This is a genomic window from Polaromonas sp. Polasp52 (genome assembly GCF_059491565.1).
Map to the genome: position 1 here is coordinate 4383081 of NZ_CP168513.1, position 13808 is coordinate 4396888.

The 13808-nt window shown below is 64.1% G+C and carries 14 protein-coding genes and 1 tRNA gene; 10 read left to right on the forward strand and 5 right to left on the reverse strand.

What is annotated here, in order from left to right; translation table 11 throughout:
- The first annotated feature begins 42 nt into the window (after positions 1-42).
- Both dnaQ and ACEN9P_RS20590 read left to right on the forward strand, forming a co-directional pair.
- Positions 43-750 (forward strand): DNA polymerase III subunit epsilon, encoded by a 708-nt coding sequence (dnaQ, locus tag ACEN9P_RS20585; protein WP_495620319.1) that lies wholly within the window; start codon positions 43-45, stop codon positions 748-750.
- A 71-nt stretch (positions 751-821) separates the two neighbouring features.
- A tRNA-Val gene (locus ACEN9P_RS20590) sits at positions 822-896 on the forward strand.
- A 71-nt stretch (positions 897-967) separates the two neighbouring features.
- Here the strand turns inward: ACEN9P_RS20590 and ACEN9P_RS20595 are convergent.
- The 3 genes from ACEN9P_RS20595 to ACEN9P_RS20605 form a co-directional block, all read right to left on the reverse strand.
- Positions 968-2749, reverse strand: coding sequence for a PhoH family protein (locus ACEN9P_RS20595; RefSeq protein WP_495620320.1), 1782 nt, complete (start codon positions 2747-2749; stop codon positions 968-970).
- 65 nt (positions 2750-2814) lie between these two features.
- Positions 2815-3291: a peroxiredoxin gene (locus ACEN9P_RS20600; RefSeq protein ID WP_007867029.1), complete on the reverse strand. Its 477-nt coding sequence runs from the start codon at positions 3289-3291 to the stop codon at positions 2815-2817.
- A 123-nt stretch (positions 3292-3414) separates the two neighbouring features.
- Positions 3415-3813, reverse strand: coding sequence for an Mth938-like domain-containing protein (locus tag ACEN9P_RS20605; protein WP_477662993.1), 399 nt, complete (start codon positions 3811-3813; stop codon positions 3415-3417).
- Positions 3814-4013: 200 nt separating this feature from the next.
- Between ACEN9P_RS20605 and ACEN9P_RS20610 the strand changes: the two genes are divergently transcribed.
- The 6 genes from ACEN9P_RS20610 (at position 4014) to ACEN9P_RS20635 (ending at position 10263) form a co-directional block, all read left to right on the forward strand.
- On the forward strand, positions 4014-5237 hold the full coding sequence (locus ACEN9P_RS20610; protein ID WP_477662994.1) for a pyridoxal phosphate-dependent aminotransferase: 1224 nt from the start codon (positions 4014-4016) through the stop codon (positions 5235-5237).
- A 98-nt stretch (positions 5238-5335) separates the two neighbouring features.
- Positions 5336-6658 (forward strand): homoserine dehydrogenase, encoded by a 1323-nt coding sequence (locus tag ACEN9P_RS20615; RefSeq protein ID WP_477663017.1) that lies wholly within the window; start codon positions 5336-5338, stop codon positions 6656-6658.
- Positions 6658-8073, forward strand: coding sequence for a threonine synthase (gene thrC, locus ACEN9P_RS20620; RefSeq protein ID WP_477662995.1), 1416 nt, complete (start codon positions 6658-6660; stop codon positions 8071-8073). Before ACEN9P_RS20615 ends, thrC begins: the two co-directional genes overlap by 1 nt.
- Positions 8074-8106: 33 nt before the next feature.
- Positions 8107-8655 (forward strand): molybdopterin-guanine dinucleotide biosynthesis protein B, encoded by a 549-nt coding sequence (gene mobB / locus ACEN9P_RS20625; protein WP_477662996.1) that lies wholly within the window; start codon positions 8107-8109, stop codon positions 8653-8655.
- A 71-nt stretch (positions 8656-8726) separates the two neighbouring features.
- On the forward strand, positions 8727-9989 hold the full coding sequence (locus ACEN9P_RS20630; RefSeq protein ID WP_495620321.1) for a molybdopterin molybdotransferase MoeA: 1263 nt from the start codon (positions 8727-8729) through the stop codon (positions 9987-9989).
- A gap of 22 nt (positions 9990-10011) precedes the next feature.
- On the forward strand, positions 10012-10263 hold the full coding sequence (locus ACEN9P_RS20635; RefSeq protein WP_495620322.1) for a MoaD/ThiS family protein: 252 nt from the start codon (positions 10012-10014) through the stop codon (positions 10261-10263).
- 10 nt (positions 10264-10273) lie between these two features.
- Here the strand turns inward: ACEN9P_RS20635 and dapA are convergent, their stop codons facing one another.
- Positions 10274-11179 carry a 4-hydroxy-tetrahydrodipicolinate synthase gene (dapA, locus tag ACEN9P_RS20640; protein WP_495620323.1) on the reverse strand — a complete coding sequence of 302 codons (906 nt, stop codon included), beginning with the start codon at positions 11177-11179 and terminating at the stop codon, positions 10274-10276.
- 285 nt (positions 11180-11464) lie between these two features.
- Between dapA and ACEN9P_RS20645 the strand changes: the two genes are divergently transcribed.
- On the forward strand, positions 11465-11941 hold the full coding sequence (locus ACEN9P_RS20645; protein ID WP_495620324.1) for a molybdenum cofactor biosynthesis protein MoaE: 477 nt from the start codon (positions 11465-11467) through the stop codon (positions 11939-11941).
- 3 nt (positions 11942-11944) lie between these two features.
- On the opposite strand, the gene ACEN9P_RS20650 is transcribed toward ACEN9P_RS20645, so the two are convergent.
- Positions 11945-12850 carry an aminotransferase class IV gene (locus tag ACEN9P_RS20650; RefSeq protein ID WP_495620325.1) on the reverse strand — a complete coding sequence of 302 codons (906 nt, stop codon included), beginning with the start codon at positions 12848-12850 and terminating at the stop codon, positions 11945-11947.
- Between the two features lie 130 nt (positions 12851-12980).
- Here ACEN9P_RS20650 and ACEN9P_RS20655 point away from each other — a divergent pair, with 130 nt between their 5' ends.
- Positions 12981-13739, forward strand: coding sequence for a TetR/AcrR family transcriptional regulator (locus ACEN9P_RS20655; RefSeq protein WP_495620326.1), 759 nt, complete (start codon positions 12981-12983; stop codon positions 13737-13739).
- Positions 13740-13808: the final 69 nt, after the last annotated feature.

Here is a 13808-nt window from a genome sequence, read left to right on the forward strand (position 1 = left end):
AACCGGGCGAAGGCGGCCCTGCGCGGAGGCGATAATCGAGCCATGCGCCAAATCGTTCTTGACACCGAGACCACTGGTCTTTCCGCCGAAAACGGCGACCGCATCATCGAAATCGGCTGTGTGGAGCTGGTGGCCCGCAAGCTCACCGGCAACAACCGCCACTTCTACCTGAACCCCGAACGCGACAGCCATGAGGACGCGCTCAAGGTCCACGGCATCAGCAACGAGTTCCTGAAAGACAAGCCCAAGTTCGCCGCCGTGGCCGACGAACTGCTGGAATACCTGCGAGACGCCGAGATCATCATCCACAACGCGCCCTTTGACGTGAGCTTCCTCAACAAGGAGCTTGAACTCATAGGCCGCCCGCCCATCAAGCACTGCGTGGCCAAGGTCACCGACAGCCTGATGATGGCCAAGGAGCTGTTCCCGGGCAAGCGCAACTCGCTGGACGCGCTGTGCGACCGGCTGGAGGTCGACAATTCAGGCCGTACCCTGCACGGCGCCTTGCTGGATGCGGAACTGCTGGCCGACGTCTATATCAACCTGACCCGCGGGCAGAACGCGCTGGTCATGGACGTGGGCGACACGGCCCAGGAGGGCGACAACAACGTACCGCAGATAGACCTGAGCGTGTTTGAACTGCCCTTGCTGGCGGCCAATGAGCAGGAAGTCGCCGAACATGAGAAATTGCTGGCCGGGATCGACAAGGCCAGCAAGGGGAAAACAGTCTGGCGCGCCCTGGCGGCCTGAACGGAAACGCAATTCCGGGCATGGGCCGGAAAATCGGCCCAAAACACCATATAATCATAGGCTGACCGATAGGGCGGTTAGCTCAGGGGTAGAGCACTGCATTCACACTGCAGGGGTCGCAAGTTCGAAACTTGCACCGCCCACCAGAATTTGACGAAGAAAAAGGCCAAGTCTTGCGACTTGGCCTTTTTTCATTGGGGCGCTGTTTTTCCTGGGCTCAGAGCACTTCGCTCGCGAAATCAGCCAGGCGCGAACGCTCGCCGCGTGCCAGCGTGATGTGCCCGCCATGCGGCCAGCCTTTGAAGCGGTCGACGGCAAAGGTCATGCCCGAGGAGCCTTCAGTCAGGTAGGGTGTGTCAATCTGCGCCAGGTTGCCCATGCAGATGATCTTGGTGCCCGGGCCGGCCCGTGTGATCAGCGTTTTCATCTGTTTGGGCGTCAGGTTTTGCGCCTCGTCGATGATGACGTACTTGTTCAGGAAGGTGCGGCCGCGCATGAAGTTCATGCTTTTGACCTTGATACGCGAACGGATCAGTTCGTTGGTGGCAGCGCGGCCCCATTCGCCGGAGCCGCTGTCGGTCTTGCCCAGCACTTCGAGGTTGTCGTCCAGCGCGCCCATCCAGGGGCCCATTTTTTCCTCTTCGGTGCCCGGCAGGAAGCCGATGTCCTCGCCAACGCTGACCGTGGCCCGCGTCATGATGATTTCGGTGTAGCGCCGGTCGTCAAGCACCTGCGTGAGGCCGCTGGCCAGCGCCATCAGCGTCTTTCCGGTGCCCGCCGTGCCCGCCAGCGTGACGAAGTCCACTTCCGGGTCCATCAGCAGGTTCATGGCGAAATTCTGCTCGCGGTTGCGCGTGGTGACGCCCCAGACGGCGTTTTTGAGGTGGTTGTAGTCCTTCAGGGTCTTGAGTACCGCGGTTTTGGCCCGGATTTCCGTCACACGGGCATACAGCGGCGGCTCGCCGGGGGCCTCAAAGAACACGAACTGGTTGATCAGCAGGCTTCCCACGATGGGGCCGGTGATGCGGTAGAAGGTGTGACTGCCTTGTTGCCAGCTCTCGATGGTCTTGCTCTGGCGCGTCCAGAAGTCCGCCGGCAGGGCCAGCGAACCGGAATACAGCAGGTCGCCGTCTTCCAGGGTTTTGTCGTTCTGGTAGTCGTCGGTCGCCAGGCCCAGGGCCCGTGCCTTGACACGCATATTGATGTCCTTGGACACCAGGACCACCTCGCGGGGCGCACATTCCTTGCGCAGGGCCTCCACCACGCCCAGGATCTGGTTGTCGGCCTTGCCCTGCGGCAGGCTCATGGGCAGCGTGTAATCCAGCGGTTTGGTCTGGAAAAACAGGCTGCCGCCCGCTTCGGGGTGGCCGGTGGTGTCCAGCTTCAGGCCCTTGCCGATATCGGCGCCCTGGGCGCCCGCCAGCGCGTCCAGCGTGCGGCTGGTCTGGCGGGCATTGCGCGCCACCTCGGTCATGCCCTTTTTGTGGCCATCGAGCTCTTCGAGCACGATCATGGGCAGGAAGATGTCATGTTCCTCGAAGCGGAACAGGCACATCGGGTCGTGCATCAGCACATTGGTGTCCAGCACGAACAGCTTGGCCGGGCCCGTGCGTTTGGGTTTTTTCGGCTTGGCCGGCTCGGGCAGGGCAATGCTCTCTTTTTTTCGGCTGTTCGCGGGGGTTCTGTCCGGGTTGGAAGGTTCTTTGCCTTTGAATGCCACCGGGTGGCTGCCTTCTCCTGCCGCGCGGCTGTCAAACAGGTCCATTACCGGGGGTTTCTGGGCGGATTCGGTGCGCTCCGTTTTCCGGGCGACTTTCGAAGGCGAGCGGGCGGGCGCGTCGAGCGCATCAGGCGAGAGCAGGGCGGCACGTTTGGTCGGGGCGGGGGGAGGGGCATAGTGCTTAAAACTCTCTAAAAAAGAGGGGTTCCAGAAGCGAAAAAGCCGCCTTGAAACCAGGGCGGCTTTTTCTTTTGGCGCAGTTGCGAAGGTCAACAGCATGAGTTCATTATGCACAACTCAAGTGACAGGGCAATCCTTTGTTGCTAACTGGCCTCAGTGGGGTTTCAGGCGGCTTTTTTGAGGGCTTTGACGGCCTTGAGCACGTCGTCCACATGGCCGGGCACTTTCAGGCCGCGCCATTCCTCTTTGAGCAGGCCGTCGGCGCCCACCAGGAAGGTGCTGCGCTCAATGCCTTTGACCTTTTTGCCGTACATGATCTTGTTCTTGACCACGCCGAACATGTGGCACATTTTTTCTTCGGTGTCCGCAATCAGCTCGAACGGCAGTTCAAGCTTGGACTTGAACTCGTCGTGGGATTTCATGTTGTCGCGGGAGACGCCGAAGACCGTCGCGCCGGCCTTCACGAAGTCCTTGTAGCGGTCACGGAACTGCATGGCTTCGGTGGTGCAGCCAGGCGTGTTGTCCTTGGGATAGAAGTACAGCACCACGACTTTGCCGAGGTGGGACTGGTTGGAAACCTTGATGCCGCCGGTGGCGATCGCTTCAAATTCGGGGAGTGGTTTATTGACGACGACTGCCATACTGAGTAGACCCTGACGAAAGTAGTTGTAATTGGCCGCGCCTTTTGACAACCGACCCGGGACGTCATCCCGGGATGTGGTGCCAAGTGCAACCCTAGATTTTACCCTGAAAGAGAGGTCATTTCAGGCTTCTGTTCCTTCTGTTTCAATCAGCAAGGCGGCAATCACCTGGCGGCCTTCACCCGCGAGGATGTTGTAGGTGCGGCAGGCGGCGAGCGTATCCATGGTTTCAACGCCTATGCGTTGCTCCATCAGGGCGCGCAGAAACGCGGGGGGCACAAAGCGCAGGCGGGCGCCGCTGCCGAAAATCACGAGTTCGGGCCGGGTTTCGGCCAGCCGGGCGAAATGCTCGGCGGTGAGCTGCTCAAAGCGTGCGCAGTTCCAGTCGAATTTCTCGCCGCGCGAGCCGATCACGACGCTGTGCTCGATTTTTTCGGCCACACCCTCGCGGCCCAGGCCCACCCAGCCGGGGCCGTAGCCGAGGATGGACTGGACATCGAGGCGGTCTGGCTGAAGTTTCATGCGGAAAGGGTCCGGGCGTTGTGAGGTGTGGCGCGGCTGTGCGCGGAGGGCTTGTGCGCGGCTGTTTTGCCAGCGAAAAGCCTCTTTTATGTGGTCAAATTATAGATTCCGCCCGAATTCCACGCCGCAATGCGCCGTATCGCCCCGGTTGGCGGCAGGGTGAGCGGCGCGGCCTCCGTCCAAAGTCTTCCTAACGTTTCATGAAACCGATCAACAAATCCGCCAAGCTTGCCAATGTGCTGTACGACATCCGCGGCCCGATCATGGACGCCGCCAAGCAGATGGAGGAAGAGGGCCAGAAGCTCATCAAGCTCAATATCGGCAACCTCGCGGTGTTCGGTTTTGACGCGCCCGAGGAAGTCCAGCAGGACATGATCCGCAACCTGCCCGCCTCGGCCGGTTATTCGGACAGCAAGGGCATTTTTGCGGCGCGCAAGGCCGTGATGCACGAAACCCAGAAACAGGGCATCAAGGGCGTCACGCTGGACGACATCTACCTGGGCAACGGCGCGAGCGAGCTGATCTCCATGGCGACCAACGCCTTGCTCGACGACGGCGACGAGCTGCTGTTGCCAGCGCCAGACTACCCGCTGTGGACCGCCTCCACCAGCCTTTCGGGCGGCACGCCGGTGCATTACCGCTGCGATGAAGGCAATGGCTGGATGCCCAACCTGGACGACATCCGCGCCAGGATCACGCCCAAGACCAAGGCCATCGTGGTCATCAACCCCAACAACCCCACGGGCGCGCTGTATTCCGACGAGCTGCTCAAGGGCATCATCGGCATCGCGCGCGAGCACGGCCTGGTCATCCTCGCCGACGAGGTCTACGACAAGGTGCTCTACGACGGCGTCAAGCACACGGCGATTGCCAGCCTGTCGACCGACGTGCTCACGCTGACCTTCAATTCGCTGTCCAAAAGCTACCGCTCCTGCGGCTACCGCGCCGGCTGGCTGGTGGTGTCCGGCCCCAAGAAGCAGGCGCAGGACTACATCGAAGGCCTGAACATGCTGGCCAACATGAAGCTGTGCTCCAACGTGCCGGGCCAGTGGGCCATACAGACCGCGCTGGGCGGCTACCAGAGCATCAACGACCTGACCTGCGAGGGCGGGCGCCTGCGCCGCCAGCGCGACATGGCCTATGAACTCATCACCGCCATTCCCGGCGTCACCTGTGTCAAACCCAGCGCCGCGCTCTACATGTTCCCGCGGCTGGATCCCGAGGTCTACCCGATCAAGGACGATCGCCAGTTCTTCCTGGAACTCCTCAAGGAGACCAAGGTCATGCTGGTGCAGGGCACGGGCTTTAACTGGGCCGAGCCTGACCACTTCCGCATCGTCTTCCTGCCGCATGAGGAAGACCTGCGCGAAGCCATAGGCCGCATTGCGAAGTTCCTCGAGAACTACCGCAACAACCGAATTTGACCCTGTATTCGGCCCCTCTCCTTTTTTCGCACCCCTTGGGGTGCGGGCATCCAAGATCAACGTAAAGCAAGACCCGAGCGACTATGAAACCGACGAATTTGAGCCCCATCCGCGTAGGCCTTCTGGGCATAGGCACCGTGGGCAGCGGCACCTACAACGTATTGCAGCGCAACCAGGAAGAAATCCGCCGCCGTGCCGGCCGGGGCATTGAAATCACCATGGTCGCCGACCTTGACGTGGCGCGCGCCAAGGCGGCCGTCGGCGCGGGTGTGCAGGTGGTGGACGACGCGCGCAAGGTCGTGGCCAGCCCCGACGTCGACATCGTGATCGAGCTCATAGGCGGCTACGGCATTGCCAAACAACTGGTGCTGGAAGCCATTGAGGCCGGCAAGCACGTGGTCACCGCCAACAAGGCGCTGCTGGCCGTGCACGGCACCGAGATTTTCGCGGCGGCCCACCGCAAGGGCGTGATGGTGGCGTTTGAGGCGGCCGTCGCCGGCGGCATCCCCATCATCAAGGCGCTGCGCGAAGGCTTGACCGCCAACAGCATCCAGTGGATCGCCGGCATCATCAACGGCACGACCAATTTCATCCTGTCCGAGATGCGCGACAAGGGCCTGGACTTCGACGCCGTGCTGAAAGAAGCGCAGCGCCTGGGCTACGCCGAGGCCGATCCCACCTTCGACATCGAAGGCGTGGACGCCGGCCACAAGGTCACCCTGATGTCGGCCATCGCCTTCGGCATCCCGGTGCAGTTCGACAAGGCTTACGTCGAAGGCATCACCGGCCTGGCCGCGCAGGACATCCGCTATGCCGAGCAGCTCGGCTACCGCATCAAGCTGCTGGGCATCACCAAGCGCGCCGCCAACGGCATCGAGCTGCGCGTGCATCCCAGCCTGGTGCCGGCCAAACGCCTGATCGCCAACGTCGAAGGCGCGATGAATGCCGTGGTGGTGCAGGGCGACGCCGTCGGCACCACGCTGTACTACGGCAAGGGCGCGGGCAGCGAGCCCACCGCCAGCGCCGTGATCGCCGACCTGGTGGACATCGCCCGCCTGCACACGGCCGACCCCGAGCACCGCGTGCCGCACCTGGCCTTCCAGCCAGACGCCATGAGCGACCTGCCCGTGGTACCCATGTCCGAGGTCGTCACCAGCTACTACCTGCGCCTGAAAGTCGCCGACGAGGCCGGCGTTCTGGCCAAGGTCACTGGCATCCTGGCGAGCGCGGGCATCAGCATAGACGCCGTGCTGCAGCGCGAAGCCGATGAAGTGGGCGGCGAGGGTTCCACCCACACCGACCTCATCATCCTCACGCACGACTGCGTGGAAGCGAAGATGAACAACGCCCTGGCGCAAATGCAGGGGCTGCCCACGGTGCTGGCGCCCATCACGCGCATCCGCAAGGAGGAGCTGGCCTGATGCAGTACCTCTCCACCCGCGGCCACGCCGACCGCAAGCGCTTTTGCGAGATCCTGCTCGAGGGCCTGGCGCCGGACGGTGGTCTCTACCTGCCTGAAAGCTACCCCCAGGTTGACGAGGCGACGCTGGCCGGATGGCGCGGCCTGGCCTATGCCGACCTGGCTTTCGAAATCCTCTCGCTGTATGTCGACGACATTCCCGCCGCCGACCTCCGGGCGATCTGCCGCAAGACCTACACCGAAGAGGTCTTCGGCACAAAAGCCATCGTCCCGCTGAAGAAGCTCGAGGGCGGCCTCTACCTTGAAGCCCTGTCCAACGGCCCCACGCTGGCCTTCAAGGACATGGCCATGCAATTGCTGGGCAACCTGTTCGAATACGAGCTGGTGCGCCGCGGCGAAGAGCTCAACATCCTGGGCGCCACCAGCGGCGATACCGGTAGCGCGGCCGAATACGCGATGCGCGGCAAAAAAGGCGTGCGCGTTTTCATGACCTCGCCGAACGGCCGCATGAGCCCCTTCCAGCAAGCGCAGATGTTCAGCCTGCAGGACGAGAACATCCACAACATCGCGATCGAAGGCGTGTTCGACGACTGCCAGGACATCGTCAAGGCCGTGTCCAACGACCTGGCCTTCAAGCGCCAGTACAAGATCGGCACCGTCAACTCCATCAACTGGGCGCGCCTCATGGCGCAGGTGGTCTACTACTTCGCCGGTTACTTCCAGGCCACGAACAGCAACACCGCCAAGGTCGATTTCACCGTCCCTTCCGGCAACTTCGGCAATGTCTGCGCCGGCCATGTGGCCCGCATGATGGGCCTGCCCATAGGCAAGCTGGTGGTGGCTACCAATGAAAACGACGTGCTCGACGAGTTCTTTCGCACCGGCGTCTACCGCGTGCGCAGCAGCGCCGACACGCACGAGACCTCCAGCCCCTCCATGGACATTTCCAAGGCCTCGAACTTCGAGCGCTTTGTGTTCGACCTGCTGGGCCGCGACGGCGCCAAGACCAGGGCCTTGTTCCACGACCAGCTCGGCAGCCAGGGCCGCTTTGACCTCGGCGCCGAGCCGGCCTTCAAGTCGGCCGCGCAGCGCTACGGCTTTGTGAGCGGCAAGAGCATCCATGCGGACCGGCTCGCGACGATTCGCGACACCCACAAGCGCTTCGCCATCACCATAGACACGCACACCGCCGACGGCGTGAAGGTGGCGCGCGAGCAGCTTCAGCCTGGCGTGCCCATGGTCGTGCTGGAGACCGCGCTGCCCATCAAGTTCGCGGCCACGATTGAAGAGGCGCTGGGCCATGTGCCCGAGCGGCCCGCCAAGTTCGAAGGCATGGAGGACCTGCCCAAGCGCGTCAAGCTGCTGCCCGCCGATGCGGCCGTGATCAAGCGCTACATCGCCGACCATGTGCATTGATCCGGGCCGCGGCCCCGCCTGGAAAGCCCGGCCATGAACGTCATCGGCTTCGCCGGCTACTCCGGTTCGGGCAAGACCACGCTGGTCGAAAAGCTGATCCCCGCGCTCAAGGCGCGCGGCCTGCGCGTGTCGGTGGTCAAGCATGCTCACCACAAATTCGACATCGACCATCCCGGCAAGGACACCTTCCGCCACCGCGTGGCCGGCGCCTTTGAGGTGGTGGTGGCTTCGCAAAATCGGATGGCGCTGATGCGCGAGTTTGAAAAGCCGGCCGAGATGACGGTACACCAGCTGATCGCCGAGCTTTACGGCGGTGTGGACTGGGTGCTGGTCGAAGGCTTCAAGAGCAGCGACCTGCTCAAGATCGAGGTCTGGCGCGGCCCTTCAGCCGAATACGCCGGCAAGCCCTGCCTCTACATGGACGACGATTTCATCGTCGCCATCGCCACCGACGCCCCCGGCCAGTTGCCCCAGGCAACCTTGCGCCCTGTGCTGGATTTGAACGATGGCGATGCCGTGGCCGAGTACCTGGTCAACAATCAGGAACGCTTTGCCTATTCCTTCGAAGACCGCTTCGGCTAGGCCTGGGTAAAGGCCAGCCCCAAGCCAGCCAGCTTTGTTCTGTTCATGCCCTTGTTCCGGACACCCCGACGATGAGTTCTGCCTCCACCGCCACGCCCGCCAACCCTGTGCCCCAGCCCGGCCGCGCGCCCCTGAAGCCGCTGGACCAGGCGCTGGCCGAGCTGCTGGCCCGCGCCGCGCCGCTGCACGGTGTTGAGGCGGTCTCCACTTTTGACGCGGACGGCCGCGTGCTGGCGCAGGACCTGCTCTCCAGCCTCGACGTGCCGGCGCACGACAACAGCTCCATGGACGGTTATGCCGTGCGCGCAGCCGACTGGGCCGAAGGCGCTGTGCTGCGGGTCGGCCAGCGCATTCCGGCCGGCAGCAGCGGCCATGCCCTGGCGCCGGCCTCGGCGGCGCGCATCTTCACCGGCGCACCCATTCCACCCGGCGCCGATGCCGTGGTCATGCAGGAAGACTGCGAGGCCGTGGATGAGGGCGTGCGCATCAAGGCCCAGCCGAAACCCGGCCAATGGATTCGCCGTCGCGGCGAAGACGTAGCCGCCGGCGCGGTGGTGCTGCGCCGCGGTGAACGCCTCTCGCCCGCCTCGCTGGGCCTGGCCGCCAGCATAGGCTTTGACAAACTGCAGGTCGCGCCCCGGGTACGTGTGGCCTTGTTCTCGACCGGCGATGAACTCGTCATGCCTGGTGAGGTTGCGCCGGCCGACATGAAGCCCGGCGCCATCTACAACTCCAACCGGTTCTTTTTGCGCGCCTTGCTGCTGCGCCTGGGCTGCACGGTGACCGACCTCGGCATCGTGCCCGACCGGCTGGACGCCACCATCGCCGCGCTCAAGGGCGCGAGCCAGGCGCACGACCTGATCCTCACCAGCGGCGGCGTGTCCGTCGGCGAGGAAGACCACATCAAGCCGGCCGTGCAGGCGCTGGGCGAACTCGCCCTCTGGCAGATCGCCATGAAGCCCGGCAAGCCCTTCGCCTACGGCAAGCTAGGCGGCGCGCATTTCGTCGGCCTGCCGGGCAACCCGGTGTCCAGCTTTGTGACCTTTCTGATGCTGGTGCGGCCTTTCCTGCTCAAGCTGCAGGGCGCGGCCGAGGTGGCCCCCAGCCCCATCGCATTGCCCGCGCATTTCGACTGGCCCAAAGCCGACAAGCGCCGCGAGTTTTTGCGCGCCAGGCGCAATACCGCCGGTGGGCTGGAGCTGTTCGGCAACCAGAGCTCGGGCGTGCTGACCTCGGCCGTCTGGGGCGACGGCTTGATCGACAACCCGGCCGGCCAGGCGATTGCCCATGGCGACATGGTGCGGTTCATCCCGTTTTCGGCGCTGATGGCCTGACGCGCCACATCAAGGCCTTCCCATGAAAGTCACCGTCAAATACTTTGCCTCCATCCGCGAAGCCATAGGGCAGGGCAGCGAGCTGCGTGATACCCGCGCCACCACGCTGGCGGCCCTGCGCGACGAGCTGCTCGCGGCCACGCCCGCGCATGCCGCTAGCCTGGCGCGCGGCAGGTCGGTGCGCATGGCGCTCAACCAGGTCATGTGCGATGAAGCGGCTGCCCTCAGCGAAGGCTGCGAAGTCGCTTTCTTCCCGCCTGTGACCGGCGGCTGATCCCGCCCCTTCAGGCGGCAAGCAGTGCATCCAGCCCCTGCAGGCGCTCGGCCAGTTCGGCGGAGGCCTGTGTCATCGGGCTGCGCAGCTCATTGCGAAGCAGGCCTTGCCCGGCCAGGACGGCTTTGAGCGGCCCGGGGTTGGGCTCGGCGAACAGGCTCTCAATCAGCGGCTGCAGCGGCGCCCACAAGGCCTGGGCCCCCGCCAGGTCGCCCGCCTGGATGCGCTTCAACACTTGCACAAAACGTTCCGTGTGCAGATGGGCCGCCGCCGCAATCGCGCCCCGTCCGCCCTGCGCAGCGGTCGCGAAAATATTCACATCCTCGCCCGCCAGCACCTGCAGGCGCCCATCGGCAATCAGCGCCCGCGTTTTGGCCGGGTCGCCGCCGCAGTCCTTGAGCGCCTGGATGCGCGGGTGATCGGCCAGCGCCAAAATGGTTTCAAGCTCCAGGCGGCTGCCCGTGCGGTAGGGAATGTCATACAGGATTACCGGCACGGCGCTCACGTCGGCCAGCGCGGTAAACCATTCGATCAGCCCGGCCTGTGAAGGCCGTATATAGCTGGGCGCCGGCAGCAGGATGCCAGCCAGGCCCAGTGTGCCCAGGGCCTTGATGCGATCGGCCGTCTTGCCCAGGTGGTAGCCCGACAGGCCCATGACCACCGGCAGGCCGGGGGCCTCGGCCATCACGGTCTGCAGTGTTGCCAGCTGCTCGTCCTCGTCCAGCGCGGCGGCTTCACCGGTGGAGCCGCAGACCACCAGCCCGGCGATGCCGCTGCCCTTGTAGTGCGCCACGAGGCGCTTGAGTGCGCTATGGTCGACCTTGTCCTGGTCAAACGGGGTGACAAGAGGGATCCAGAGACCCGAGAAATCGGTGTTGGCCTGATCGGCCTGGTTGGCACTGAGCGCTGTTTGCATAAAGACACATCCCAAAAAACTGACCGGCTTGAAAGGCCGCCATCAGAACAAGAGAAGGGTGTCCGCAAAAGACTTGGAAGTAACCGGCGGTTCCATCGCTCATTCGACGACGGAACCGCAGCCCCGGTCAAATGAGCAACGGTTTTTTCGATTTGCTGGCGCACGCCACAAGGCCGCGGGCGCTGTCGTGCGTCCGGGTGGCGAAGCGGTGGGTGTGGCCAGTCATGCGGCAAATCTTACCGTAGGCGGCTGCTTTGCGGGTGGGCGAGTGGCAAAATTGCCACTATGGCTTCACCGCGCGTCCTGATCACCACAGCTGACTTCAACCTCGCCGAGGAGGTGGCCGCACTGCGCGCCGGCGACAAGCGGGTGGGTGCCGTCTGCACCTTCACCGGCACGGTTCGCGACCGCAATGACGGCCTGAGCGTCAGCAGCATGGAGCTGGAGCACTACCCCGGCATGACCGAAAAATCCATAGAGGCCATGATCGACGAGGCCATGGCGCGCTTTGACATCTTCGGCGCGCGTGTGATCCACCGCGTCGGCCTGCTGCAGCCGCTGGACCAAGTGGTGATGGTGGCCGTGACCTCCGCGCACCGCGGCGAAAGCTTCAGGGCCTGCGAGTTCCTGATGGACTACCTCAAGACCCAGGCGCCGTTCTGGAAAAAAGAACAAACGCCAGAGGGCGCGCGCTGGGTCGATGCGCGTGTGGCCGATGACGCGGCCCTGGCCAAATGGGGCATACGCGCATTCAACGCCTGACGCTCAGTAGCTGACCGGGTCCCGGTACGCCGCCTCGTCATGAATCGCCCAGTAGGCCTCATACAGCCGTGTCGTGATGGGGCCGGGGAACTGCGGCAGCGGCACGCCATCGAGCTTGGCGATCGGCAAAATGCCGCCGCCGGTCGAGCTTAAAAACACCTCGTCGGCACTGCGTAGCAGCGCGGCAGGCACCGGTCCGGTCTTCAGCGGGATGCCCAGGCGCGCGCACAGCTCCATCGCGGTGCGCCGCGAAATCCCCTGGAGCACGCCCTGGTCGGCCGTGTACACGGTGCCATCCTTGGCCATGAACACGTTAAAGCCCGGGCCTTCGGTGATGTTGCCGGCAGCGTCCACCACGCAGCTGGTGTCGCGCCCACGGTCGTAGGCATCGAACATGGACTGCACCATGTCCATCCAGTGGTAGTTCTTGACGGTCGGGTCCACCGAGGCCGCCGGAATGCGCTGGCGGTCGCTGATGTGCAGGTCCAGCCCGGCCAGCTGCTTTTCGCGCGAGGCGATCCAGACATAGGGCAGGGCATAGGCGTAAAACCGGTTCTGCGCCAGGCGCGGGTCGCGCGCGCCGCGCGGCGGTACGCCGCGGGTGCAGACCATGGCGACGTAGGCGTCCCGCAGGCCGCCGGCGCGCACGCAGGCGTGCAGGATGTCCCGCAGCTCGCCGCGGCTGTAGGGGATCGCCAGGTGCATTTTTTCCATGCTGTTGAAAAAGCGCTCGATATGGTCGCCCAGCCGGAAAAAAGCGCCTTGCCAGGTGCTGGCCACGTCATAGGTCACGTCCGAGCGGGTGAAACCCCAGTCAAACAGGGAGATCTTGGCTTCCGACAGGGGAACGAATTCGCCTTCAACAAAGGCACATCCGCCCTCGAATTCACCGGTTTTGACCTTGTGCATGGAGATTTCCTTGAGTTAGCTTGGGGGATGAAAGAGGCTGTCGAGAATTAATTGTACGAAGTTCAATATTAATTGAACACTTTTCAATAAGCCATAAAATGGCGCATTATTTCTGCTTCTGGAAACCGCCTTGCCCACCAAACCGCCTCCACCCCGCCGCGCCGGGCGCCCGCCAAAACCCGGGGACGCGGCGGGCGGCGCGGCGCTGAGCCGCGAGTCCATCCTGCAGGCCGCGCTGGCGCTGATAGACCGCCAGGGTCCGCAGGCCTTCAACATCCGCGAACTGGCCCAGGCGCTCAAGGTGTTTCCCTCGGCGATTTACTGGCATGTGCCCAGCCGCAATGAGCTGATTTCGGGGGCGGTGGCCCTGGCCATGAACGGCGTGGCCGACGACCTGGTCACGGGCCGCTGGCAGGACAGGTTGGCCGCCTTGCTGCGCCGCTACCGCGAGGTGCTCAGGCGCCACCCCAGGCTGGCCCCCCTGGTGGCCAGCGAACTGATCTACAACGCGACCTTCGACGCCACCATGCTGGACCACCTGGTGCAGTTGCTCGAAGACGCCGGTTTTGCCGGCGCCGACCTGGTCGATGCCTACAACGTGGTGTTTGCCGCCATGTGTGGTTTCGCCACCATGGAGCTGTCCACCGCGCCGGCCGAAGACGCCCAGGCCTGGGAAAGTGCCTGCCGCGCCCAGATCGCCCGCGTCGATGCCGTCCGCCAGCCCGCGCTTGCGCGGCACCTGGGCGCGATGCAGAACCGGGCGTTTGTGCTGCGCTGGTCCAGCGGAGACGGCCAGCCGCTGGACAGCGGTTTCGAGGCCTGGGTCGACGTGATCGTGCGCGGTGTCGAGTCGCGGGCCAAGGCCCTGCGCCGCGCGGCCACGGCCTAGGGCGGCCCCGGCAGGCCTTGAAAAGGCGCCCATACCCCCAATGTCTGTAGGGATCAACCATTGGGAACA